27 protein-coding genes are annotated in these 25,845 nt (G+C 36.4%); 3 read left to right on the forward strand and 24 right to left on the reverse strand.

Translation table 11 applies throughout. The annotated features are described in order from the left end of the window. Nucleotides 1-77 precede the first annotated feature (77 nt). Entirely contained in the window at nt 78-1,463 is a 1,386-nt protein-coding gene (gene fumC / locus AC3G7N_RS09150; RefSeq protein WP_489421850.1) for a class II fumarate hydratase, read from the reverse strand. Between the two features lie 328 nt (nt 1,464-1,791). On the opposite strand from fumC, the gene AC3G7N_RS09155 reads away from it, so the two are divergent. After that, nucleotides 1,792-2,706, forward strand: a complete 915-nt coding sequence (locus tag AC3G7N_RS09155; RefSeq protein ID WP_489421851.1) for a zinc dependent phospholipase C family protein — start codon at nt 1,792-1,794, stop codon at nt 2,704-2,706. A gap of 48 nt (nt 2,707-2,754) precedes the next feature. On the opposite strand, the gene AC3G7N_RS09160 is transcribed toward AC3G7N_RS09155, so the two are convergent. From AC3G7N_RS09160 to AC3G7N_RS09170, 3 genes are all read right to left on the reverse strand, one after another. Then, nucleotides 2,755-4,053, reverse strand: a complete 1,299-nt coding sequence (locus tag AC3G7N_RS09160) for an MFS transporter (RefSeq protein WP_489421852.1) — start codon at nt 4,051-4,053, stop codon at nt 2,755-2,757. Nucleotides 4,054-4,118: 65 nt separating this feature from the next. Further along, entirely contained in the window at nt 4,119-5,582 is a 1,464-nt protein-coding gene (locus AC3G7N_RS09165) for a methyl-accepting chemotaxis protein (RefSeq protein ID WP_489421853.1), read from the reverse strand. Nucleotides 5,583-5,679: 97 nt separating this feature from the next. Next, on the reverse strand, nt 5,680-5,913 hold the full coding sequence (locus AC3G7N_RS09170) for an IDEAL domain-containing protein (RefSeq protein ID WP_489421854.1): 234 nt from the start codon (nt 5,911-5,913) through the stop codon (nt 5,680-5,682). Between the two features lie 246 nt (nt 5,914-6,159). Here AC3G7N_RS09170 and AC3G7N_RS09175 point away from each other — a divergent pair, with 246 nt between their 5' ends. Continuing rightward, entirely contained in the window at nt 6,160-7,026 is an 867-nt protein-coding gene (locus AC3G7N_RS09175) for a cation diffusion facilitator family transporter (protein WP_489421855.1), read from the forward strand. A gap of 24 nt (nt 7,027-7,050) precedes the next feature. Here the strand turns inward: AC3G7N_RS09175 and AC3G7N_RS09180 are convergent, their stop codons facing one another. From AC3G7N_RS09180 to AC3G7N_RS09245, 14 genes are all read right to left on the reverse strand, one after another. Further along, nucleotides 7,051-7,434: a GNAT family N-acetyltransferase gene (locus AC3G7N_RS09180; RefSeq protein ID WP_489421856.1), complete on the reverse strand. Its 384-nt coding sequence runs from the start codon at nt 7,432-7,434 to the stop codon at nt 7,051-7,053. Nucleotides 7,435-7,449: 15 nt separating this feature from the next. Further along, nucleotides 7,450-7,593, reverse strand: a complete 144-nt coding sequence (locus tag AC3G7N_RS09185) for a hypothetical protein (RefSeq protein ID WP_489421857.1) — start codon at nt 7,591-7,593, stop codon at nt 7,450-7,452. A 51-nt stretch (nt 7,594-7,644) separates the two neighbouring features. Next, nucleotides 7,645-7,938, reverse strand: coding sequence for an AzlD domain-containing protein (locus tag AC3G7N_RS09190; RefSeq protein WP_489421858.1), 294 nt, complete (start codon nt 7,936-7,938; stop codon nt 7,645-7,647). Beyond that, the gene (locus AC3G7N_RS09195) at nt 7,935-8,663 is read right to left on the reverse strand and encodes an AzlC family ABC transporter permease (RefSeq protein ID WP_489421859.1); all 729 of its coding nucleotides are present in this window, start codon (nt 8,661-8,663) and stop codon (nt 7,935-7,937) included. The genes AC3G7N_RS09190 and AC3G7N_RS09195 overlap by 4 nt, the downstream gene beginning before the upstream one ends. Nucleotides 8,664-8,784: 121 nt before the next feature. After that, nucleotides 8,785-9,549: a cobalamin-binding protein gene (locus tag AC3G7N_RS09200; protein WP_489421860.1), complete on the reverse strand. Its 765-nt coding sequence runs from the start codon at nt 9,547-9,549 to the stop codon at nt 8,785-8,787. A 36-nt stretch (nt 9,550-9,585) separates the two neighbouring features. Next, the gene (map, locus tag AC3G7N_RS09205) at nt 9,586-10,344 is read right to left on the reverse strand and encodes a type I methionyl aminopeptidase (RefSeq protein WP_489421861.1); all 759 of its coding nucleotides are present in this window, start codon (nt 10,342-10,344) and stop codon (nt 9,586-9,588) included. Between the two features lie 337 nt (nt 10,345-10,681). Then, the gene (locus AC3G7N_RS09210; RefSeq protein ID WP_489421862.1) at nt 10,682-10,810 is read right to left on the reverse strand and encodes a YjcZ family sporulation protein; all 129 of its coding nucleotides are present in this window, start codon (nt 10,808-10,810) and stop codon (nt 10,682-10,684) included. Nucleotides 10,811-10,899: 89 nt separating this feature from the next. After that, nucleotides 10,900-11,658, reverse strand: a complete 759-nt coding sequence (locus AC3G7N_RS09215) for a (S)-benzoin forming benzil reductase (RefSeq protein ID WP_489421863.1) — start codon at nt 11,656-11,658, stop codon at nt 10,900-10,902. Nucleotides 11,659-11,764: 106 nt separating this feature from the next. Then, a complete protein-coding gene (locus AC3G7N_RS09220; RefSeq protein WP_489421864.1) occupies nt 11,765-13,132 on the reverse strand; it encodes a dipeptidase in 1,368 nt (455 codons plus the stop codon). 240 nt (nt 13,133-13,372) lie between these two features. Further along, nucleotides 13,373-14,509: a bifunctional cystathionine gamma-lyase/homocysteine desulfhydrase gene (locus AC3G7N_RS09225; protein ID WP_489421865.1), complete on the reverse strand. Its 1,137-nt coding sequence runs from the start codon at nt 14,507-14,509 to the stop codon at nt 13,373-13,375. Between the two features lie 21 nt (nt 14,510-14,530). Continuing rightward, nucleotides 14,531-15,454, reverse strand: a complete 924-nt coding sequence (locus AC3G7N_RS09230) for a PLP-dependent cysteine synthase family protein (RefSeq protein ID WP_489421866.1) — start codon at nt 15,452-15,454, stop codon at nt 14,531-14,533. 12 nt (nt 15,455-15,466) lie between these two features. Then, the gene (locus AC3G7N_RS09235) at nt 15,467-15,934 is read right to left on the reverse strand and encodes an S-ribosylhomocysteine lyase (protein WP_489421867.1); all 468 of its coding nucleotides are present in this window, start codon (nt 15,932-15,934) and stop codon (nt 15,467-15,469) included. A 16-nt stretch (nt 15,935-15,950) separates the two neighbouring features. Then, entirely contained in the window at nt 15,951-16,589 is a 639-nt protein-coding gene (locus tag AC3G7N_RS09240) for a class I SAM-dependent DNA methyltransferase (protein WP_489421868.1), read from the reverse strand. 172 nt (nt 16,590-16,761) lie between these two features. Beyond that, the gene (locus AC3G7N_RS09245; RefSeq protein WP_489421869.1) at nt 16,762-17,400 is read right to left on the reverse strand and encodes a YhcN/YlaJ family sporulation lipoprotein; all 639 of its coding nucleotides are present in this window, start codon (nt 17,398-17,400) and stop codon (nt 16,762-16,764) included. 170 nt (nt 17,401-17,570) lie between these two features. On the opposite strand from AC3G7N_RS09245, the gene AC3G7N_RS09250 reads away from it, so the two are divergent. Next, nucleotides 17,571-17,807: a YhdB family protein gene (locus AC3G7N_RS09250; RefSeq protein ID WP_489421870.1), complete on the forward strand. Its 237-nt coding sequence runs from the start codon at nt 17,571-17,573 to the stop codon at nt 17,805-17,807. Nucleotides 17,808-17,835: 28 nt separating this feature from the next. Here AC3G7N_RS09250 and AC3G7N_RS09255 read toward each other — a convergent pair whose 3' ends face one another. The 6 genes from AC3G7N_RS09255 to AC3G7N_RS09280 all read right to left on the reverse strand — a co-directional run bounded on the left by AC3G7N_RS09255 (nt 17,836) and on the right by AC3G7N_RS09280 (nt 25,529). Then, nucleotides 17,836-18,999 carry an anti-sigma-I factor RsgI family protein gene (locus tag AC3G7N_RS09255; protein WP_489421871.1) on the reverse strand — a complete coding sequence of 388 codons (1,164 nt, stop codon included), beginning with the start codon at nt 18,997-18,999 and terminating at the stop codon, nt 17,836-17,838. Next, nucleotides 18,996-19,727, reverse strand: coding sequence for an RNA polymerase sigma-I factor (gene sigI / locus AC3G7N_RS09260; protein ID WP_489421872.1), 732 nt, complete (start codon nt 19,725-19,727; stop codon nt 18,996-18,998). Before sigI ends, AC3G7N_RS09255 begins: the two co-directional genes overlap by 4 nt. Before the next feature lie 305 nt (nt 19,728-20,032). Then, a complete protein-coding gene (locus AC3G7N_RS09265; protein WP_489421873.1) occupies nt 20,033-20,752 on the reverse strand; it encodes a PRC-barrel domain-containing protein in 720 nt (239 codons plus the stop codon). A gap of 97 nt (nt 20,753-20,849) precedes the next feature. Beyond that, entirely contained in the window at nt 20,850-21,668 is an 819-nt protein-coding gene (locus AC3G7N_RS09270; protein ID WP_489421874.1) for a S1C family serine protease, read from the reverse strand. Between the two features lie 81 nt (nt 21,669-21,749). Continuing rightward, nucleotides 21,750-23,780: an ABC transporter ATP-binding protein gene (locus AC3G7N_RS09275; protein WP_489421875.1), complete on the reverse strand. Its 2,031-nt coding sequence runs from the start codon at nt 23,778-23,780 to the stop codon at nt 21,750-21,752. A gap of 6 nt (nt 23,781-23,786) precedes the next feature. After that, entirely contained in the window at nt 23,787-25,529 is a 1,743-nt protein-coding gene (locus AC3G7N_RS09280; protein ID WP_489421876.1) for an ABC transporter ATP-binding protein, read from the reverse strand. Nucleotides 25,530-25,845 lie beyond the last annotated feature (316 nt).

Below are 25,845 nucleotides of genomic sequence, written 5' to 3' on the forward strand. Positions count from 1 at the left end.
TGTGGAAGAATTGTTGACTATTTTTTTCATTAATAAAGCCCATTACAATTGAGTAATGGGCTTTATTAATTATTATCTTATTTTGGTTCTGTCATTTCTTTTGGATTTACATATTTTTCAAATTCTTCTTCGGTTAAAAGTTCTAATTTGGCTGCCGTTTCTTTTAATGTCGCATTATCTGCAAAAGCTGTTTTAGCAATTTTAGCTGCATTTTCATAACCGATATGTGGATTTAATGCAGTAACAAGCATTAATGAATCATTTAAATACGTTTCAATTTGTTCATGATTTGGCTCAATTCCTTGAACACAACGCTCATCAAACGAAAGCATACTATCCGCTAATAATTGACATGACTGAAGGAAGTTGTATGCAATTACTGGTTTAAATACATTTAGCTCAAAGTTACCTTGGCTAGCTGCAAATCCAATTGTTGCATCGTTTCCCATAACCTGTGCAGCAACCATTGTTACAGCTTCACTTTGTGTTGGATTAACTTTTCCCGGCATAATAGAACTTCCTGGTTCGTTAGCTGGTATAATTATTTCCCCAATTCCGCAGCGTGGCCCACTTGCTAACCAACGAACATCATTTGCAATTTTCATAAGATCTGCTGCTAATCCTTTTAACGCTCCATGTGCATAAACTGTTTCGTCATGACTTGTTAATGCATGGAATTTATTTGACGCTGAGATAAAGCTATTACCTGTATATTCATTAATTGCCGCGCAAACTTTTTCAGAAAAATCAGGGTGAGCATTCAGTCCAGTACCAACTGCTGTTCCACCGATTGCAAGTTCTTTTAAGTGGTGTAAGCTTTCATTGATCATCGTTTCTGATTTTTCAAGCATACGATGCCATCCACTGATCTCTTGTCCGAGTGTTAATGGTGTTGCATCTTGTAAATGTGTACGCCCAATTTTTACAATATCCTGAAAAGCGTCCATTTTAACTTTTAACGAATCCTTTAATGTACGAACCGCCGGTAAAACGGAATCTTCTAGCTTTAAAACTGCCGCTATATGCATACCAGTTGGATACGTATCATTGGAGCTTTGCGATTTATTCACATCATCATTTGGATGTAATTTCACATCACTTTCTTTATTTGTTAACCATTCATTTCCTACATATGCTATTACTTCGTTCACGTTCATATTGGATTGTGTCCCACTGCCCGTTTGCCATACCACTAGTGGAAAATGTCCTGTTAGCTTATCATCTATGATTTGATCTGCTGCATATTCAATTGCTTCATATTTTTTCTTATCCATTAAGCCAAGTTCCGTATTTGCTTTAGCAGCACTTTTTTTCAGTATAGCAAATGCCTTAATTACTTCTCGTGGCATTTTTTCATTACCGATAGGAAAATTTTGTTTACTACGCTCCGTTTGTGCTCCCCAGAATTTATTTGCAGGTACTCGTACCTCTCCAAGTGTATCTTTTTCAATACGATAATCCATTAATGTTGCCTCCCTATGTAAATGCTTACTTTAGCTCCATTTACTATTGTAACAAATTTTGTGGAGAATTAGAAAACCTTGGCTTGTCCAAAAAGAACCAATTGTTACAAAAAAAGCACATATCAAGCGATAGGATAATTTAAATGATTGTTACCACTTCATGTTGTATACAAATTATTTTATACTAATACAAGAACATGCAATAAAATTCATCTTGGAAGGCAAATTGAGTTATACTTAATTTCAGATAGTATGTCACACTTATTCTTGCAGAGGTCTTCGATGTCTTGTTCAATGTTTTAGTTGTTAGTTTAAGGAGGATTTCATCATGCCGAATATATGGACACATATGCTTTTTTGCGAGGAGGTTATGGATACGATCAATAATCCGACGCCATTTTTTCAACATGAAGCATATATGAAATTAGGTGCGCAAGGCCCTGACCCATTTTTTTATTATAACTTTTGGCCATGGAATAAGGATGAATCGGTAAGTAGTATTGGTATGGCATTACACACAAAAAATTGCGGAGAATTCCTGATGGATTTGATCGGTTCCGCAGCGAATATGGAATCACAAGTTAAAGCGTATGTATTCGGTTTTGTAACACATCACATCCTAGATCGAAATGCACATCCATACATTCACTACAGAGCTGGTTATGAAGGGAACAAACATCAGGAATTAGAAGTTTTAATTGACACAATCATGATGGATCGATTTCATAATATGAAGACGTGGAGAGCTCATGTATACAAAGAAATAGATGTAGGATATACACTCGACAAAAATATAACCCAATTGCTACATTCAAAAATAAAAAAACATTACCCAGATGTAAGTAAAAAATCAGAATCATATATTCAGAAATCATATCGGGATATGAAATTGGCTTTAAAGGTATTGTCTGATCCTTATGGATGGAAAAATGTAGTGTTAAAATCACTTATCTCTTCATTTTCACATCAACCAGTAAAGAGTACAACTGATTACTTGAATGAGAATGAAAAAACTTGGCATCATCCAGCTACAAATGAACCTTCTTCTCAAACTTTTCTAGACCTTTATGAAATTGGTCGCGCTGAAGGGATTGAGATTCTAAGCGAAGTTTTAACATATTGGAATAATCCAACAGAAGAAAAGGAGAAACATCTACAAGGTTTAATTGGAAATGTTTCATATGATACTGGGAAGCCATTAAACCTTAACCTAGAAAACAAATATAGCGATCCTATTGTATAAACAAACAAAAGCGCAAACGCCTTGTTTAGGGCGCTTGCGTTTTTCTGTTTATTTCGGCTTAACTTCAACTTTATCCCCGCTAATCGTATGTTGTTTTGCTTCAATCATACCTTTTTCAACATTTACAAATCGTAATAATACGATACCAATAACAAAAAATACAATCAATGAGACAATTCCAAGCCTACTGGATCCAGTCAACTGGCCAACTAACGCGAAGAGGAACGGTCCGAAAATGGCAGCAAATTTTGACGAAATCCCATAAAAACCAAAGAACTCCCCATGTTTATCGTCAGGTACCATGCGACCAAAAATAGATCTACTTAATGACTGGGCACCGCCTTGAACAACACCTACGCAAACCGCTAGTAAATAAAAGTGTAGTGCTGTTGTCATAAAGTAGCCCAATATAACTATTCCGATGTAAACATATAATGTTATGAATAATGCTTTTTTAGCCGTAATTTTTGTAGCAATCCAGCCGAATAAAAATGTAAATGGAATCCCGACAAACTGTGTTATTAATAAGGCAGCGATTAGTGAATTCGAGTCTATACCAATATCCCGCCCATAAATAGTAGCCATTTTAATGATTGTAGAAATCCCATCGTTGTACATCCAAAATGCTAAAAGAAAGATCAATAATTGCTTATATTGTTTTATTTCTTTGAAAGTTGTTGTCACTCTTGTAAAACCAATCGATAAATAAGATTTTTCTCGTTTAATTGGTCTTTTCTTTTCTTCCTTAACATTTTTAAGAAGCGGTATCGAAAAGATAAACCACCAAATACCAACTGAAACAAAGGATAATTGGCTCGCCACAGTCGCGTTTGGTATCCCAAACCACTGGTATTTCAAGATCATTAGAAGGTTTATTGCGAGTAATACTCCTCCACCTATATAGCCAAATGCAAATCCACTGGAAGAAATTTTATCGATATCTTCTTCATCAGCAATCTCAGGTAAGAATGCATCGTAAAATATGTTTGCACTTGAAAATCCGATCGTTCCAATTATCAGTATGAGTGATGCAAATATATAATCTCCTTCACCGACAAATCCAAGTAACACACTGGCTATCATACCCATAAAAGCAAAAAAACGTAGAAATTTTTTCTTTGCGGCGGAATAATCACTTATTGCCCCAAGGAATGGCGCAAGAATGGCAACAATTAGCACCGCAATGGACTGTGAATATCCCCAGTAGCTTGTAGCCAACGACTCATCTAAACCTACTGCTGCAACATCATAGTAGAATACCGGCAAAACAGCTGCCATTATAGTCGTTGAAAACGCTGAATTACCAAAATCATATAGCATCCAACTACGAACTGTTTTCTTTTTCATGTTGGGACACTCCTTTTCTAACCTTTTCTAAATTCAACATACCAAAAATGGAACATCAAAATGAACTAGATTCTTTCTAAGGATGCTGCAGTTTGATTCGTATTTTCTATTGCACTTGATAAATTAGCCATTCGCTCTACCTGCTGGTCCAGTACAGCCTCTAATTGTTGAATGGTAGCAGTAGTTTCCTCAATAACACCTGCCAAGTCATCGACGGATTGATCAATTGTTTCAGAAGATAATTCTATTTCTTTTGCCTGCTTTGCCAAATACCCCAAATATTTTATAAAGTTAATGAGTTGATTGGTTATTTTTTCAAAATCAGCTTTTGTTTGGTATACATTTTGGGTACTTATGTGAAGCTGATCCTTGTTTTCATTAACCTGTACTTGTGCTTGCAATGCATCTGCCTCTATTATTGTTAGATTTTCTCTGATTTGCTTAGCTGTGGATTGAGAAACTTCTGCCAGCTTACGAACTTCGCCAGCAACGACCGCGAAACCCTTTCCGGAATCTCCAGCCCTTGCTGCCTCTATGCTTGCATTTAATGCTAATAAATTAGTCTGCTCAGCTATCTCTTGAATTTTTGTTGTAAAAATGCTATTTTCATGCATCTTTTTAACTAAATTTTCCATGTTAAGATTTAACCCTTCAAACGAATGATAAAAACCATCCATTGCATGTGCCAAAGTATCCATTGATTGCTGACCTGTCATAGATAATTCTTTCAATTCTTCACCGTCAGCAGTGCTTTTAATAAAGGAATTAGTCATATTTTCAAGTAAATTTTTTGTTTTCTCGGTTGTGATTGTAATATCAGATGCACTTTCTGCTTGGGAATGGCTTGTAATAGCAATTTCTTGAAATGCAATTCGCATTTCCCGCATTGATTCTGAATTAAAATTACTTTCTTTTTCAAGAATGGACATTTGAGATTTCACATTTTCAGCACCAGCTTGGACAGTGTTTGCTACCCTCACCTGTTCTTCTTCTCGTTTTCCACTTTCTGTTAGAGCTTGTTGTGCATTTGTTAACAGCCTTCTGGCTACACGAACTTGGATAAATAATACAGCAAAGACAAGTACGAAAAATACAATCGTAATTGATGTCGCGCGTGCATCAAAACCAATAACTTCTCCTTTTTCTATGACGAAAAAGATAAGTAATGCAAGACCCAAAAAGCCACCAGTTACTAAAACTGTTAGCGATAAAGAAATCGCTGCAACTGCTAGAACGTAAAATGTAAATAACATATTTGTCACATAATCGGAACTTAGAATAATAACAAATGCAACACTTGCCAAACTGATGATTGCTATGTATGGGATGACTGATGTGAAAATCCGTTTGTATTGAAATAAGCAAATGATTGCTAAACAAACTGCTCCCCCACCACCTAGCGCAATCAGGTTTATAACTGGTGCTCCTACAATAATTTCTGCCCCAACACCTAATAAAATGGAAAAAGTTAATATGTAAATAAGTACCCGATTTTGTTTTTGCATAGTAGAACAACTGCTCTCTTCCATGCGCTTCCCCCTTTTTATCTTTCATACTGTATAATAGACCAGTAAAAATGCCTTGCCCATTAGAGGCAAGGCAATTCATAGTTACTGTTTCACCAGATTATTCCCAAATAAAATGTCTATAAGCTTCACTTAATTGTAGAAACCTCTCTTTATCCCCTTTATCTATGGAGCTATTGATGGCTTCTTCAAGCTTCTGTTTATTGAATACGAAACAAAGCTCATCAAGCAACAGCTTGGATGCAAGTCTAAATTCAAACGAAATTTCACGCTTCGCTTTTAATGGTTTCCCATCATACCGATAATAACGATAAAATATCTTTTGCTTTTTCATGGAACTTGCCCCCTTGTTCCTTTTTTCTATTATCCTAAATTTTTGGAATAATTGCAACAAAAATAAATAATTTTTATACTGTAATTTCTATGTTTTGGACGTGTGAAACTTAATTAGTTAGTCACAATAGATATAACCTCATCCTTGAATGTTTCTCTAGACTTACCTTACACTGCTTTGGTAGACTGTTATAGCTATTATAATTGGACTTTAATGGACTTAGAACATAAAATGGAGGATCTTTCCTTGACACATTCGGAGAACTTAAAAAAAGGTGAGAAAGGTGCTTGGATTAGCATATTTGCTTACCTGATTCTATCTATAAGTAAGCTGATTGTCGCTCATTTTGGTAACTCAGCGGCATTACGAGCAGATGGTTTAAACAATATAACTGACGTTATCGCATCTATAGCGGTATTAATTGGCCTTAAAATTTCTAGAAAGCCAGCCGATAATGATCATCATTATGGTCATTATCGTGCAGAAACAGTTGCATCTTTATTTGCGGCATTCATAATGGTATCAGTTGGCATTCAGGTAATATACGATACAATCCGTAAATTATGGCATGGAGAAGTCTCACAACCGGATATGTTAACAGCTTGGACCGCACTAGCCGCGGCTGCTGTTATGTTCTTCGTGTACAGGTATAATGTGAATTTAGCAAAAAAAGTGGGGAGCCCTGCTTTACATGCTGCAGCACAAGATAATAAGTCAGATGCATTTGTTAGTTTGGGAGCCTTTGTTGGTATTATAGGAGCCCAACTGGGTTTATATTGGTTTGATCCTGTTGCCGGATTAATTGTAGGATTTATTATATGTAAAACAGCCTGGGATATATTTAAAGATTCCACCCATGCACTTACAGATGGTTTTGATGAAAGGTTTTTACTAAAAATAAAAAAGAGTATTGCTAAAGTGGATGATGTGAAAAAAGTGAAAGATGTTAAAGGACGGGTTCATGGTAATCAATCATTTATCGATATCGTCATTCTTGTTGATTCTGACTTATCTGTCAAGGAAAGCCATGATATAACGATTCATATTGAAAAGCTATTGGAAGAAAAACATAATATATATTATGCACATATTCATATTGAACCTTTTCTATAATAGAAGCTAAAAGGCTGCAGCCTTTTAGCTTCTATTTTTCTTTATTAAACTTAATAATTCATCAATGCTTTTCCAACCGTAAGCAGTCTCCTGATAAGTACCTTCCCCAATGGTCGTTTCTTCCTCGCCAACTGGTTCTGCTTTGTATCTCTCGTAAAACTTACTTGATGGATTCTGTTTTAAGACCCATACAAGAATAGATTTATTTCCTTTCAATTTCATATCCTCTGCAAATACCTCTAATAAATCAGCTCCTAATCCTAACCGTTGATATTCATCAAGCAAATAAATCGTATAGATTTCACTGTCATGATTAAAACGCCTTGTTCGTTCAGGACCACCATTTACAAAGCCAACGATTTTTTCCTCATTATGAATTACAAATGTACATTGATCTTCCTTTTGCATTTTTAATATTGTTTCTCACAATGCCAAACGATTTTCATATGTTATATTTGAAATATCTTTTTCATTTAATAATTCATTATAGGTGCTCTTCCAGCTATTGATATGTATATTAGCTATCGATTCCGCATCATCATACACTGCTTTTCTCGTTCGGAACATTTTTCAACCCCCAAGATATTCTCTTTTATGTTTTAATTTTCAAATAAATGATTATAGAGTCATTACATAAACTGCCGCAATAGCCCCAATAACTACCAAAATAACATTCAACCCTATATATGCCAAGATAATAGCAACCAGACCTCCTAGTATACCTACATGGGGTTGTTCAGGTCGTATTGTTATTATCCCTGGAAATATTAGCGCGCCGAGTGCAGCATATGGAATAGCGTTTAACCACCGGTTCAACCAGTCTGGAAAATGAATGCGATCCACTATATATGCTGGGATAATTCTAGGAATCATCGTAGCCAAGGACATTCCAATTATAATAGCAACTATCATTTTGGATCCTCCTTAAGCAAGAAAATTCCACCAGCAGCACCAATTACAGTTCCACAAACAATTGCCCAGCCCACGCTCGTATATTGGCTAAATAAAACATTAATTAACATCGCAAAAATGGCGATTAAGCCAACCCGTTTTTCTTTTTTCACAGAGGGAATTAATAACCCAACAAACATCGCATACAAGGCAATTCCCATACTTTGACTTAATCGAGCGGGAATAACTTCACCTAATACGCCACCTAAAAAAGATCCCATTATCCAGGAAAAATATGCAGTTAGTATTAGTGCCGTGTAAAAAAGTGCGCCTTTATCCTTCTCAGCCTCATCAGGATGTAAAGAGGACATTGCAAACGTTTCATCGGTTAAACCCAATGATAAAGGAACTTTCCATTTTAGTCCAATGCCTCGTAAACGATTCATAAAGGACAGACTCATAACAAAGTGACGAAAGTTTAATACCAAAGTAGCAATTATTATTTCTGCAATGCCAGCACTTGCCGCAATCATATTAACGGCCATAAACTGACTTGCACCTGCAAAAACAAAAATACTCATTCCTGTTAATTCTGTTAAGCTCATGCCAGCTTGCTTGGCTAACACACCGTATGTTATAGCAATTGGTAAATATCCAAGCATAATTGGCAAACCAACAACTATACCTTTTTTTATCATTTGAAGTGAAGGGGATATTTGTCTTTTACTGATTGGATTTGTTGCCATTTTTCTATCCCCCTTCAAAAATGAAAATTTAGATAAGTATACAATATTATTTCTTTTTTACAAAGAATATTGTTTACCCACTAAAAAATCAGCCCAAGTAACGACTTTAGGCTGATTTTTACTAATGGATAATCTTTTCTAATTTCCGTAAACCTTCTAGTAATCTTGGTGACGGTCTACAATACAATGATTCTTCTAACACGTGAATATTTCCTGCCTTTATTGCCTTCATTTGACCCCACTTGGGTCTTTTTATAACAAGCTCAGGGCGCATTTTTTCTTCTTTCACACCGACCCAAACCATACATATATGATCAGGGTCTCGTGCTTTCACTGCTTCCCAGTCAGTTTTAACATTTGCAATAGGTTCGTCCTCAAAAATGTTTTTCGCTCCAGCGAGTGTGCTTATTTCCGTGAGCCAATTTACACCACCGGGCGTAAAAACAGGCTTTGGCCACCATTCCCAGTAAAGTGTAGGTCGATCTATTCGATTTTCTGCCTTTAAACGAAATTGTGCTATCTCATCATGAAAGAACTGAGCCTTTTCGACTCCTAATTCGGAGAGATTTAATGCTTTTCCAACTTCTCTGATATCAGATTCAATTTCATCTAAGGAATTTGGGTTTAAGATAATATATGGCAGACCCTTTTCTTCAAGGGCCACAATGTTTTTTTCCATTCCTGGAACACTCAAGGAAGCCAAAACTAAGTCAGGTTCAAGAGAAGCGACTTTTTCCATATCAATGGAAAGATCTGGTCCAACACGTGGTAGTTGGTTAATCTCGTCAGGCCAATCAGAAAAGTTATCCACTCCGACCAGTAATTCAGTTTTACCTAAGTAAGCGACAATCTCAGTATTGCTTGGGCAAATAGATACTATTCGCAATGTGCAACCTCCTTATGAAAAGGCACTAAATTTCCCCTATTTTTCTTCCCCTTGGTCAGTTATAAGTAATGGACCATCCTTTGTAATGACAATGGTATGTTCATATTGTGCAGAACGTCCTCCATCAACAGTACGTGCAGTCCAGTTGTTGGAATCCATTTTACTCTTCCATGTACCTTCATTGATCATCGGTTCAATCGTAACAACCATACCCTCTTTTAAACGTACCCCTTTATTTGGTAGTCCAAAATGAGGAATGTGTGGCTCCTCATGAATGGTTGGACCAATTCCATGTCCAGTAAAATCACGGACAACTGAAAAACCTTCCCCTTCAGCATAGGTTTGGATCGCATGCCCAATATCCCCAATACGACTCCCTGCTTGAGCTTTCTCAATACCTTTATGGAGCGCCTTTTTAGTTACATCCATCAACCTTTTACCAACTTGATCTACATTCCCAACTGTGTAAGTCCAAGCAGAATCAGCCAATCCACCATTTAAGTTAACAACCATATCAATTGTTACGATATCACCGTCAGCAAGCTTCTCGTCTCTTGGAAAGCCGTGACAGATCTCGTCGTTAATCGATGCACAGATTGCATAAGGGTACCCACTAAAGCCTTTTTGTTCTGGGGTTGCCCCATGACCAGCCAAAAACTTCTCTACAAACGTATCGATCTCCAAAGTTGTTATACCAGGTTTAATCATTTTTGCAATTTCTTTATGTGTTTTAATAAGCAATTTTCCAGCCTCTTGCATCATTTCAACTTCGCGTTTACTTTTTCGTGTTATCATTCTATTCTTCCTTTCAATCTTAAGTATATCTATTTATAGAGGATAATCAAAAAATCACCAAATGATAAATGGCGAATCTCTTCGTTGAAAGAGGAACTTCTACTAAGTGCATACACGACCCCTGGACAGCGCGCAAGTCCGGTCCTCAAAACTTTCGTGCCTCGACCTTCTTATTTCTAATTCGGTGACTTTTTAAACACATTTATATAAAAACATTGTCAATATATTTATGCACCAACTAGTTTATCATATTATCACATAAAAATAAGTGTTTATGAATTTTACCCATTTTAAAAAGCATGCAAAGGGAATCATCCCCTGCATGCTTTTACTATACTTAGTATCCGTATCCTCCGTAGCCTTTATCGCCACCTGTATAAGCAGTTCCAATGATTATTAGCAAAATAAACAATACGACTAGCAATGCGAAGTTCATGCCGTGACCGCCGCCTTCTTCATATCCCATTAAATTCCCCTCCTTATTTTAAGCATACGTTAACTTATGCGGAGGTTCCGAATTGGGAAGGGCGAATCTCACGATAATTAAATTTAAACCTAGAAATAATCGTTCGCATTATAAATTTTCCCGTTTTCAATACTGCCCTCATCAGTAAGTATATCAACCAATATACCTGCTACAGTATCAGTCTTATTCAGCAAATTATTTTTTTTATAATCTTTAAAGGTATTCACATCTATAAATGATTGTGGTGATGAAGAACGAATCTTTTCCTGCATCCCGGTGTCCATAACACCAGGGCTGAAAGCTATTATTTTGATACCTGTTTTTAGTTCATCCTGTTCAAGTGCAACAGTTTCTGTGTACCTATTTATACTTGCCTTTGAGCTACAATAGGCACTCCAACCATAAATTGGCCGTTCGGCAGCTCCTGATGTTACTGTTACCCCAACCATAGAAATATCTTTTTCTATTGCCTCCTTCAAAAATAAATTTGTTAGTACCATTGGTGCTAAGGTATTTACTTGCATATGGTATGCGAGGTCTTTACTCTTTAAGTTCATGGATGGATTGATTGGATCTAATACAGCTGCATTATTAACGAGATAGATAGCTGTTAAACTTTTTGTAAAAACTTCTTCGCTTATCTTTTTATAAGTAGTTTCTATTTCAGTAACATTACTTAAATCACATGCAAAATGCGTAAATGTTACATGATTAAATTCTGCGTGCTTCTGTAATTTCGTAGAGCCCGCGCGGGAAATACCTAAAACATGAATTCCTGATTCCAAAAAATATTGAGCAACTGATTCACCTAGCCCTCTTGATATCCCTGTTACGACTGCATATTTCATGTTAAATCCTCCTCAGGTGTCATTTATTATTAATACCCTTATTTTGATAAAATAAAAACCAGAAATAATTATCCCCGTGCGATTTACACGGGGACTGTAGTAGAGTCTATTTTTTTATTTCACTCCAGTAATGAACCAGTGTTTCCATTCCTTTATCAAAGCTATCTAACGGAAAGCTTTCATTTGGCGAATGTAATCGGTCATCTGGTGTGCCGAAACCTAGAAGTACAATCGGAATGTCATAGATTGCTTCAATCCATTCAACGACAGGAATTGATCCACCCATTCGCACATAAACCGTCTCCTTACCAAATGCTTTTGCGTAGCTTTTCGCGGCTTTTTGGATTAACGGATTGTTCGGTTCTACCTTATATGCTTTTGCAGATAGCTTTTCTTTTATTACCTCTACCATAACACCAGAAGGCGCAACCTTTTTCACGTGATCTTCTAGCAGTTGTTGAACTTTTTGAGGGTCTTGTCCTGGTACAAGACGGCAGGTGATTTTTGCAGTTGCTGACGCGGGAATAATTGTTTTAGTTCCCTCACCTTGATAGCCACCATACATTCCATTAATTTCGAATGTTGGGCGTGCCATTGTATGTTCTTTAGCTGTATATCCTTTTTCAGATGCGGTTTCTTTTATCCCCACTGCCTCTTGATAATTTTCACCTTGCACCTGATCAATTAGTTCTCGTTCTTCATCTGTCAATGGTTCGACATCATCATAAAATCCGTCTACAGTGATAACTTCCTCGACATTTTTCATCGATGCCAAAATATGATTCAATGCCATAATCGGATTTCGAATAGCACCACCATACATACCTGAATGTAAATCATGATCAGGTCCTGTAACGTTAATTTCTATTCCAGTAAATCCTTTTAACCCATATAAAATAGTTGGTTGATTCTTTGCAATCATTCCGGAATCAGAGATCACTGCAAAGTCTGCTGAAAATTTATCGCTTTCCTCATGGAGAATACGATATAAATTTTCACTCCCAATCTCTTCTTCCCCTTCAATGCATACTTTTACATTGACTGGTATCCTTCCTTCCGTTTTCATGTAGGCTTCAAATACCGCTAGATGCATAAAAACTTGTCCTTTATCATCACTTGAACCACGAGCATACAAACGACCATTACGTACCTCTGGCTTAAACGGTTCACTATCCCATAAATTAATAGGATCAACTGGTTGCACATCATAATGGCCGTAAAATAAAACAGTTGGCGCGTTTGATCCAGCACCATTATACTCCGCATAAACTAAGGGATGTCCACCTGTGTCCATTTGCTCTACCTTTTCAAACTGAATATGGTTTAAATAATTTTCAACAAAGTCAGCTGCTTGGTTAATATCTTTCTTATGTACACTTTCCGCGCTAACACTTGGAATAGATAAAAATTGATTAAGTCTTTCTAATAAATCTTTACGATTGTTAGTTAGATACGATAATACCTTTTCACTCATAAGTTCATTCCTCCAACTTGATTTTACTTTTATTTTAGCATACTCCAAAGAGAATTCGTTGCAAGAACGATGAGAGATCTTAATCATGGGATTTTTGTCAATTTCAGAATTTATTATCTGCTAATTATTAAATTTTAACCCCGAACGAAAGATTAACCATCAACCTCAATTAAAATACCACAGAATAACTTCTACAGTAAAAAAAGACCCGAGAGTTTTTCTCGAATCTTTTCAAAATATCTAACCTTGTAATGCCTTTTCTAAATCCTCAATTAAATCTTCACTATCTTCAATGCCAACAGAGATTCGCACCAATCCATCTGTTATGCCAAGCTCTAGGCGTCGTTTGCGTGGGATGGAGGCATGTGTCATTTGAGCTGGCAGTGAAATAAGACTTTCCACCGCGCCAAGACTTTCTGCTAAAGTGAAGTACTTAACGCTTTCTAAAACCTTTTCAGCTTGTTCTCCACTTCCTACATCAAATGAAACCATGCCACCATAGCCTGATGCCTGTTCTGAAGTTATATCATACCCTCTATGACTTTCGATTCCAGGGTAATAAATGGTTGATACTTTATCGTGTTGTTGTAAGAACGAGACGATTTTTTTCGTGTTTAACTCGATTGCTTCCATGCGTAATGCTAATGTTTTAATCCCGCGCATTAATAACCAAGAATCCTGTGGGCCCAATACACCACCAACTGAATTTTGGATGAAATGGAGGTCTTCAGCTAATTGATTGGAATTAACAACAACTAACCCAGCTACAACATCACTGTGTCCACCAATGTATTTAGTAGCGCTGTGCAATACAATATCAGCACCAAGGTCAATCGGTTGCTGCCAATATGGTGTAGCAAACGTATTATCTACAATAAGCTTTAAATCATGCTTCTTCGCTATATCTGCCATTGCTTTGATATCTGTAATTTTCAATAGTGGATTTGTTGGTGTTTCGACATAAATCGCTTTGGTTTTGTCTGTAATCGCCGCTTCTACTTTTTCTGGATAGCTCGTATCTACGTACGTGTGGTCTAGCTTGAAACGATTTAATACACTTGTCATTAAGCGGTATGTGCCACCATAAACGTCATCAGTCATAATTACGTGATCATCCGAATTAAACAGCATCATAATTGATGTAATAGCAGCCATTCCTGAACCGAAAGCAAAGCCTGCTTTTCCATTTTCCAAGTCACTAATAACTGTTTCAAGCGCATGTCTGGTTGGGTTTCCTGTACGTGAGTATTCGTATCCACGATGTTTACCAACTTGATCCTGTTTATACGTACTTACTTGATAAATCGGTACCGATACCGCCCCAGTTTGCTCATCGTTCGTAATTCCACCGTGTATCATTTTTGTTTTTGCTCGCATATTCTTTCTCCTCCATGTCAGTCATTTTTCTGATCCATATATACTTTTACTCAGGTATCGATCACTAGCATCTGGAAAAACCGTTACAATGGTTGATCCAGGTTTCGCAATTTTGGCTTCTTCAAGCGCAGCATACATCGCAGCACCTGATGAACTACCAACTAACAACCCTTCTTTTGCTGCTAGAGCTTTAACTAACTTGAATGCATCTTTATCCGATACAGTGTGAATCGCATCCATATAATCACGGTTCATATAATCAGGTAAAAACTCCATGCCAATACCTTCTGTTTCATGTGGACCCGGGTCCCCACCTGCAATAATAGACCCTTCTGGTTCTACAATAACTGTCTTTATCGAAGCGTTTTGTTCTTTTAAATAGTTGGCCGATCCCATAAACGTGCCACCAGACCCTGCACCAGCTACAAACACATCAAGATTACCATCTAAATCGTTCATGATTTCTGGCGCAAGCGTTTCATAATAGGTTTCCGGATTAGCTGGGTTCTTAAATTGTTGTGGTGAAAAGCTATTCGGGATAGTAGTCAACAGTTCCTTCGTTTTATCAATAGCTCCAAGCATTCCTTTTTCCTTCGGGGTATGAACAATTTCAGCGCCCAACGCCTTCATAATCATTTGTTTTTCTTGACTGAAATGCTCTGGTATGCAAAACATAACCTTAATATTTTTATTTAGAACCGCTAATGCTAAACCTATTCCAGTGTTACCTGCAGTAGGCTCAATAATCATGCCACCCTCTTTTAAGTCGCCATTTTTTAATGCTTCCTCTACAAGCTTTTGGCCTAACCGATCCTTTATACTGCCACCCGGATTATAATATTCTAGCTTTGCATACAAACGAATCCCCTCTGGAAGGGGGAAGTTTGTTAACTGTAATAATGGTGTATGCCCAATAAGTTCTTTTACTGAATTATAAATAGTCATGGTAATCGTCTCTTATTGTTCAAAAACTTGATGCCACTCATCGCGTTTATCTAACATATCTCGCGCGATTGTTTTTGCACCGTCCAAACTGTGATTTGCTGCCCATCCACATTGGACTTCATTACATGCAGGTACCGAGTCGGCATTTAATACATCGTGTAACGTTTTTTCAAGCGTATCCAGTACTTCCTCATAGTTGTCATTATTTAAGATGGCCAAATAAAATCCTGTTTGACAGCCCATTGGGCCTATGTCTAGTACATTATCCATATGATTACGTATATTTTCAGCCATTAAATGCTCAATAGAGTGTAATCCAGGCATATCCATGTGTTCTTTGTTTGGTTGTTTAAAGCGAATATCATATTTATATACATCATCACCATTGGAACCTGTTGTAACACCTACTAATCGAACATATGGTGCTTTCACTTTTGTGTGATCTAGATTAAAGCTCTCTACATTCATTTTCTTAGTCATCGTTCAGTCACTCCTCTTATTTTTTCTCGGCTATCGCTAGCCAAACAAATTCATTCATTTTCTCAAACGTTACGTGAAATTGATTTTTCTCAAAAAGATCTCGTAAGGTACTGATTGTTGGGTAGTATTCACGATTTAAATCTTCTATTAAATTTGTATATCCTTTTTTATCTGCATCTTTAATTATATCTTCCTTTGCAGTGGATGATTCAAACATGGTATCTGCAAAAACGACCTTCCCAGTTTTGGTAAGCAAATTGGCGAATTCGGCAATTGCTATGTCTTTTTCTGCATCAGTTAAATGATGAAATGCATAAGAACTTACAATTGTATCAACTGAATCGTCAAAACTTGGGTATGTTAAAAAGTCTCCTTCATAAAGGGATAGTTCTGGAAGCTTTTCTGCTGCGATTTTTCGCATAGCTTCTGACGGCTCTATCCCAATGACCTTATGACCATTCCCTATTAGTTTCTGGGTTAAATTACCAGTACCTACCCCAAACTCTAATACATTGCCTGATGCATATTTTGAAACTTCATTTAGTATTAGATCATAATGTAGAAATACTGCCGCATACTGAGGATCTTTCCCGGTTACGCTATCATCATAAGAGTCTGCCCACTCTTCAAATAAACCAATAAATTCTCGCCCCATTTATTTCAACTCCACTTTTTATATTAAACCATAGTAATTCACTATGAATAGTATGAATTTCTATGTTTAAGAATATCATATGTTTAGTTTTGTTTCAAAGTTAGGGTTTTTTATGTACAAACAAAAAAAGAGTACTACAAATTTTATTGTAGCACTCTTCATTTAGCTGTATTTAATTTTTATCTTGTGGAAAAACGCGCTCAATCATATTTCCCATTTGATCAAATAATCCTTCGATCGGTTCACCATTCTCAGCTTGATCGGCATATTTCGATACTAAATCACCAAAGTCTGGATTCGTGGAAACATAAACATTATCGATATCTTTATCCACTGATTTTACAATATCAGATACCTTTTGTTTTACTTCATCGGTAAGTTTATCACCATTTCCTTCAGCATTACCGGTATTGCCATTACCATCTTTATTACCAGTATTGTTAGCTGTATTTTTGTTACCATTATTATTTGTATCAAGTTCCGCTGCTACATATGCATTATTTTCAGTAGTAACAACGTTTGCACTTTCAATTTCTTTAACTTGACTGGAAATTTTTTCTGCAGCCTCTTCAGACATATCATATTTATTTCCGTTATTATTACCACTATTTTCATTATCGCCCGCGTTCATGTCGAAATCCTGACGATTTTCCCGGTCATTGGTAGTATTTCCAGCACCAGCATCGCCAGCGTTAAATCTTGTTTGTTCAACATTGTTATCATTATTTGGTTCCGTGTCATTGTTTCCATCTTGACATCCTACAAGCGCTGCAGTAGCCATCAGTGCAACTCCTATTGTTTTTATCTTCATTGGTTTAATTACCTCCTAACATATTTGCGTTTAGTATGTAACAATAAATAAATTTTATTCTTATTGTCTGGAGGTCCTTTTTATGGAAAATACACCAATTATGTTTTCGAAAATATATTTATTATAGGGCAAACTACATGTAATCCTTTAAATTTGAGGAGGGGAAGTCAGTGGATATACCGGATTACGACAAAGCACTTTATTACACACTATGGGGACAATGGGATGATTTACTTGTGTTGATGGTCCGAACAAACGATGATTTATTGTCTAAGCGGATCCAACTTTTTTTACACTCCTACTATTATTCACCTGATCAAGATAATGTTGTAAAAAGCCATGATCAATTGCTTTATTATATTGACCATGCAATGAAATACACACCAACAGAAATAATGGAAGTATAAAAAAACTGGTTGAATTTGTTTAACAAATTCAACCAGTTTTTTCTTGATGCTTATCCTGTTTCTTCGGATGTTTCTTTGAGTGTTTTTCTTTTAGCTTTGTATCTTTCTTTTCTTTTTTTTCCTGCTTTATTACTTTCTTTGCTTCCTTTTCTTCGTGCTTTACTTTTTTCTTCACCTGTTTTGTTTCTTTTTTATCATGACTTTTTTGCTTATGTTGTTTTTCTTGCTCTTTCTTTTTTTCAATTCCATTATTATCGTTTTTCTTAGTCTTATCGAACTGATTGTGCTTGTTCTTTCCATTTGAATGAATCTCACCATTCTTTTTCTTTAATTCACTTGGGGGTTGATCTATCTTTTTCTTTTCTGGTTTTGGCATTACTGTCGGATGATTGGTTTCTTGATCAACAGAAATCGTTTCTTCTTCTCCGGATTCTTGATGATTTGAACTAGATTTGGTATAAAATGAATGAATAAGTGCTTTTTCATCATCGTTAACGCGGGGCTGAAGAATCATTTTCTCTGGATTCGAATCCATATCATGCATTGTATCTGCCACTATTTTATTCATTGAGATATTCTCTTTTAAAGCACGTTTCCGAACTTCTTTTGGAACCTGAAAAGTCGCCATATCCCACGACGTATTATGAGTTGAAAAATAATTATCAACTGTGTCGAGAACCGATATAGCTTGATCATTTACATAACTTACACCTACCAACACATTTTTACCATTCTTTGTTAAGCCAAGTGCATCACTTTTGTTCATGATGATTTCAATAACCTGCTCTATATTTTTATCTTCGTAATTGGGTAATTGCTTTATCAATTTCCGAGCATCGTCGTTTAACGGAGAGATATAAACTACATGTAGATCACCATCTATCTCAATTTCTAAACTAGGATTAATGTCTAAATTAACATATGCATATGTTTTGTTTTGCCCACTTAAAAGATAAAATGGCATAATAAATAAGAGCATCATACTAGCAATCGCTATATACTTCACGGGCATACTTCGACCTTTACTTGATTGAAAAAACAACAAACCACCTTTTTTTGAAGTTAAAACCTCATATGAAACTTCAGCACCGATATCCGCTTTTTTCACAGGTCTAACCTTGTGAAAACTACCATCCCTTGTCATGACAATGGTAAATTTACGATGCTTTTCCATCACTATCCCTTTACTCACTGAGCCACCCCTTTAAGATAATCCCTGAGATACAGATAATCTTCACTTAACACAATAAATATCGCTAAAATATATTTTCTGTTTCGTTCCAACGTTTTTTTGCTAACGTCCACTCTTTTTACTAAATCCTTAATAGGAAGCTTTTTCTTATACTGTACGTACTCTCTTAATGCTACATCATTATATAAGATTTTTGCAGTGCGAATGGCTGATTCACGTGCATCCCTATGTTTAGGCGAGGCCTCTGTTAGTTCTGCTAAGGTCAATTTATATCCCCATAGCTTGTCTTTAAAATCTAAAATTTCCTCTCTACGATACCAAGCCTCTTGTTCCTCCTGGTATAATTCTTTCACAGCAACAATTTCTGCTGGATTCTCCATCTTTACCTCGTCATAGCTTTCGTCTAATGAAGCGGTAGCTGGTGTTTTTTGAACAAATCGAATGTAATCAATTACTTTACGCTTCACGACAAGCTTGGCAAATGACAGAAAGGAACTACCTTTTTCAGCTGAATAGGTTTGAATTGCTTCATTAAAGGCGAAAAGCCCGACACTAAATTCATCATCCCGCTTAGGATCAATGTAACGTTTACAAACTTCTGAAACACATTTTGCGATATAAGGCTGATACATCTTTAAAAGATCGTTTTGTACTTCTTTATCCCCTTGTTTGGCTGAGGTAATCATTTCTTCAAGGGGGCTTTCTTTTAAGGACTGGTTACTAATCAACCTAGAGCACCTCCAGCCGTTATAAAGTTCGTTATTTTCTTATTTTTTTTGGGTGTAGCCTCTATATATTTAAAGTTTACTTTTATAGTCATATTTACTAATTTATACGTCATGATGAAAACCACCATCTTTTATATTTTTAGGTATTATTTTCTATTTCAATATGACTAATTTTAACCCATCATCATTCCAGTTACTATCACAGACTATTTACAGTTCTATTAAAAATTAGTTACCATTACATGTTTTGCGCAAATAAAAAAGCGTTCATATCGACATTCTCGACATAAACGCATGAATTTCTATTACAGACTAGCTAAAGACTCTTCTTTTGTGTCAAAACTTATTTCCGCTTCTAAATAATCAGCTTTTAAATCTACATATACATCTTTTTCTGACCATTCAACAGAAGTAATATGCTCTGGCTTTATTAAATAAAACCTTTCTGCAGGCACTTTCACATACTTCACAACAAGATAATCAATTTTCCAATTGTCATCATCGAAAATTAAATCTGATATTTCTCCCATTTTCCCATCGTGACCATGTACCTTTATCCCGATTGTTTCTGATTCATTTAATAATACATATTTCGTATTCTCATTCATATCCATTTCATTTCGTTTTGCGGTATTATCATCATTTTGAACGGGGACCTCTGGAACAAACGGTCTATCAACTGCACCCCAAAGGTTTTGTCCTCTCCAGTAGCGATTCCAACCGTAATATTCTGTTAGACTTTCTTCATTTGCTGTTGAAAGTTCTGTATCAGCAGGTATTGTAGGACTATTTTTAACCTTTTCTTTCGTGTGATTAACTTCTAAGAGCTCTTTATCCCTATCCACTCCTGTGAAAGAGGTTGGTGATAAGTAAACATTTCTTGCTGGCAACCATTTATGTGTATCCACCTGTGCATATCGAATTGCCCAGCTATGATCATCAAAATAAATATCTTTTACTTTACCCATTTCACCATCTGTTGCATGAATATTGTATGACTTTAATGTTGATGTTAAATAAAGCATTCAGAAACCTCCTTTAACTCTTATGAAGATAAGATACCCGCATTTTAGTCTTATCAAACTAAGTAAAGGTAAGCACCTGGAAAAAAGAGATATTATTTTATCGATGAGAGGAATAAAAGTAAGGAATAGGAATGTAAAGTCCCACCTTACCATTCTCCTCACTATCCAGGGTAGCAAAAACCACACCAATAACCTTTCCATTCTTGTTAATAACTGGACTTCCACTGTTCCCATGGTAAACTGGGGCGTCTATCATGACTACTGGTTTATTCCAGTCAGGTAATAAGGTTTCTTCTATAATTGTGCCCTTATTAGCAATTCCCTGAAATCGTAGTGGGTTCCCGATAAAGTAAATAGGATCACCTTTTTTGACAACTGGATCTTCTGCTAAATCCAGAGATGGGAAGTTTCTCCCTTCTGCTTCCAAAACAGCTAAGTCAACGGATGGATATGTCGCTATAACCTCTGCATTCTGAAGCCCTTCATCCGGAAATGCTACAGTCACATTTTCCTCTCCTTCAATCACATGATGATTTGTTATAATTGTTCCATCTCCACTGATCGAGAACCCTGTGCCTCTAGAATCCTCTGTTTCTATAACTACAACAGCTTTTTTATATGTGCGAATGTCATCTTGTAATGAAAGCTTTGAAGATGTAATCAAAAATTCAATTGCTGGTACAGATACTACTTTCGGAAAAAATGCAAAAACGTTTAGCAACATCATAATGACAATTAGCCAAAACGCCCATTTGGGAAAAGGACGTTTTGGCTCCTTGCGTACACTATTTTCATGTGCCCGCTTTATTGCCTCTTTTCGTTCGGCTTCGACTAATTCGACAAGTTCTTCTTCATCGATTTCTTCATATAAATCTTCATCAATTACATCGTGATCCTTCTTGCTATTCTTATCCATAAGTCACCCCAATTAAGAAAAGCGTAAGCGCCTGGTTACGGCGTACAAATAGATAGGACTTTGAGACGTAAGCGCCTAATCTTAAACCGCTTTTTTCGTATTACCCTGCTGCATCTGATACATTTGATAATACATTCCTTTCACATGTATCAGTTGCTCATGATTTCCTTGCTCCTTTATCATACCATGGTCAAGCACAAAAATTGTGTCCGCTTGTTGAATGGTTGATAAACGGTGGGCTATTACTAGTGTCGTGCGCCCCTCTTTTAGAACTGCAAGTGCACGTTGGATAACTGCTTCGGTTTCCGTATCAACATTTGCGGTGGCTTCATCCAATATGAGAATAGCAGGATCGAAGGCTAATGCTCGTGCAAAAGACACTAACTGTCTTTCCCCTAATGAAAATGTACTTCCGCCTTCTGTAACAGGATCTTCATATTTTTTAGGTAGTTTTTCAATAAATCGATTTGCGCCTACCGCTTTTAATGCTGCGATGGCCTGATCGTTTGTGATGGTTGGATCACCCATTGTCACATTTGAAAGGATTGTACCCGAAAAAAGAAACGGATCCTGAAGGACGATGCCCATGTGGCTTCGAACCTGTTGGCGTGACCACTCTTTTGTAGGGTTTCCATCAATCGTAATGGTTCCGTGCTGTGGGTCATAAAAACGGAATAACAAATTCATAATGGAACTTTTCCCCGAGCCCGTATGCCCTACAAATGCTGCTGTTTGACCAGACTCGACCTGGAAGGAAATATTGTTTAACACAAAATCTTTGTCGTTATAAGCAAATGATACATGGTTAAATTCTACTTTTCCACGATACTTATCTACATGATCTGTTACGACCTGTTCTCCGTCTTGATCCATAAGCTCAAATACTCGGTTACCTGCTACCCGTGCTTGCTCTATAAGTGGTAACTGGTGAACGATGTCTGTTACTGGTTCAAATAAGCGGTTTAGGTAATCAACAAAGGCATATAACAGACCGATTGATATCACAGCCGTAGCATCAAACGAGATAAACCCAAAGTACCATATAAATCCAACAAACGCTAGATTTCGAATAACTGTTACTAAATTATAAGAAGTCAGAGCACTAAGTTTCACTAACTTACGTTCAAACGTGTAATGACGATCATTTAGTACTTCAAAATCTTTCTTGGTTCTTTTTTCATGGAGAAATGCTTGAATTATCGGCATTCCTTGGATTGCTTCATTAATACTTCCATTTATATCACTTATTGTAGTTCTAATTACGGTATTATATTTTGTACCGAAATATTTATAGGCTTTCATCCAAACCAGGATCAGTGGAATGATTAACAAACACATGGCAGCCAATTTTGCGTCTAATATAAAGAGAGCGATGAAGATTCCTGCCATATAAATAACACTTGTTATTACAATGGATAAAACCCGTTCATACAAGTCTCTGATTGCTTCTGTATCGTTCGTAATTCTTGCCACAACTTTCCCTGCGGGTTGATCGACGTAATAGTTAATGGGAATTCGCTGTGTATGCTGAAAAATATCATTTCGCATTCTTTTGACAATTTGATTGGACGCTTTTTGTAATAGAAACGTCTTAAAAAATTGGAAAAAGGCAGCAATTACTAATAAAAACATATATAGACCTAATAAAAATAAAATTGGACCTTTTTCAGGTTGGAAAAACGGATATATTTCAGAAAAAGAAAGCTGTTCCCCTGTAAAGGATTGATCCCCCTCATTAGTGTTAACGACAATTTCATCACCTGCAATACTTCGCTTACCACTTAACGGAACGTCCGTGTTCACAAGATAATAATCTTGTTCCACCTGAAAGATGGTTACAAGGTCTTGTGGTTGGTCCTGATCCGTTAGTCGATCTGAACGTTTGTAATAAATTCCATCATGCTCGACCGTGTAGTCATCATTGTTATTTTCGACCTGTTGCCAGTTTCCCTCGATTCCTAATATATGTTCATCAATAATTCGTTTTGCTATTAAAGGTCCTGCTAACTCAAGAGCTACAGCAATTACTAAGCAAATTAGTCCGATAATGATACTTTTTTTATAATGTAACGCATAGTTAAATAACCGTTTTTCAGTTGATGCCTTTTTCATTAGGAACTATACCTCCTCATTTTCCAGCTGCTGTTGATTGTATTGTTCTTTATACCAACCACTACTTGCAACTAGTTCATTATGTGTTCCTTGCTCAATTATTTTTCCGTCTTCTAAAACAATAATGTGATCTGCGTGAGTTACTGCAGATAGACGATGGGCAGCAATAAATGTTGTTTTATTCTGACGTTCCTTACGTAAGTGCTCAATAATTTTGGATTCAGTTTTCCCATCTACTGCTGATAATGAATCATCCAATATTAAAATTTCTGGATCTTTGATAAATGCACGTGCTAATGCTACACGTTGCTTTTGTCCACCTGATAACGTGACACCACTTTCGCCTACCTGTGTATCCAAACCTTGTGGTAATTGTTTCATATCGGTTAAAAAATAAGCGAGATCCATCACACGATAAATTTCCTGATCTGTTGCATCCGCTTTACCAAATTGAATATTTTCACGAATGCTTTTTGAAAACATCATTTGATCTTGTGGTACATAACCAATCCATGATCTGATGTGTTCTAAATTAATATCAGTTAAATCTACCCCGGAAATTTTTATTTTCCCTTGTACTCCAGGATATTGGCGTAATAATAATTTAAATAATGTTGTTTTTCCTGCACCGGTTTTCCCAACAATTCCAATGGTTTGGCCTTGTTTAACGTTCAAGTAAATATCGTCTAGTCGTTTTACTTCCGTTGCTGGATAAGTAAACGATATATGATCATATTCAATCGATTCTAACTGATTCACGTATTTTGGTGACGTAGGATTTTTAACGTCTGCTCCATAATCAAGTGTTTCATTCACACGATCTAGTGAGGCGTTACCACGCTGCATAATATTAATCAATTCTCCAACTGCGAACATCGGCCAGATTAACATTCCTAAATAGACATTAAATGTGACAAGGTCGCCTAACGTAATCCTGTTTTCAAACACAAGTAACGCCCCATACCCAAGACCAGTGGTATAAGACAACCCAACAAGAATCTTCATCGTAGGTTCAAATAACGCATCAATTTTAGCAACTTCGATGTTTTTTTGGTATACATCATTTGTCATTTTCGCGAAACGTTTTTCGTCCTGCCTCTCCTGAACAAACGCACGAATAACACGTACTCCACGAATAGATTCCAGAACCTCATTATTCATGTCACCAAATGCGGTCTGTGCTTCCATAAAACGCTTATGAATGGTACCCCCATACTTGTTCATAACAACTGCCATAATCGGTAATGGTATTAAAGCGGCTAAAGTCAAAGGCCAACTTATCGTAAATCCCATAACAGCAATAATCATAATCATAAATATACTCGAGTCAACCAATGTTAAAACCCCAAAGCCTGCTGTTAGCTGGATAGACCTTAGATCGTTGGTACTCCTGGCCATTAAATCACCTGTTCTGAACTTGCCAAAAAATGTTGGCGTCATGGTTAAAAAGTGGTCCATTAGCCGACTTCTGGACAAACGTTCTAATTTTGCGGCTCCACTGAATAATGTATAATCCCATAAAAATGATATCGCATAATGCACAACGATTAATACAAGATAACCAGCAATAAGCGTTACTAAAAGTTTCATTGTTAATGTTTCAAACTGAATTTTATCAATTGCAAAACCCACCAATTTAGGGGGAATTAATCCAATTGCACTCGCAATAATTAAAGCAACAATTGCAAACACGTAACTTTTCCAATACCGTTTAAAAAACCAATCTAATTTTTTAAAAACCTGAAACATGTATTACTCACCTTCTTTTTCTTTTTTCATGTGTACCAATTTCTTTCTCATCAAATCTTCCACTTTTGACCTTTTTAAAAACTAAAAAAAACATACGTCTATGACGCATGTTTTCATAAAAGTATGGGAAATCAGGAAATCACCCATAAAAATATAAAAAGGCCACAGTGAGTGTGACCTTCTAGAGACAATAAAAAACAATATGTATTACTATGCTTTTCCGCCCAGAAGGTCACTAATTTGTATGAAGTTTACTTGATTACGTTGAATGATATTTTCCATCTTAATGACCTCCTTTCGATTTGATTCTCAATAA

It is taken from the genome of Virgibacillus carmonensis (genome assembly GCF_057836705.1).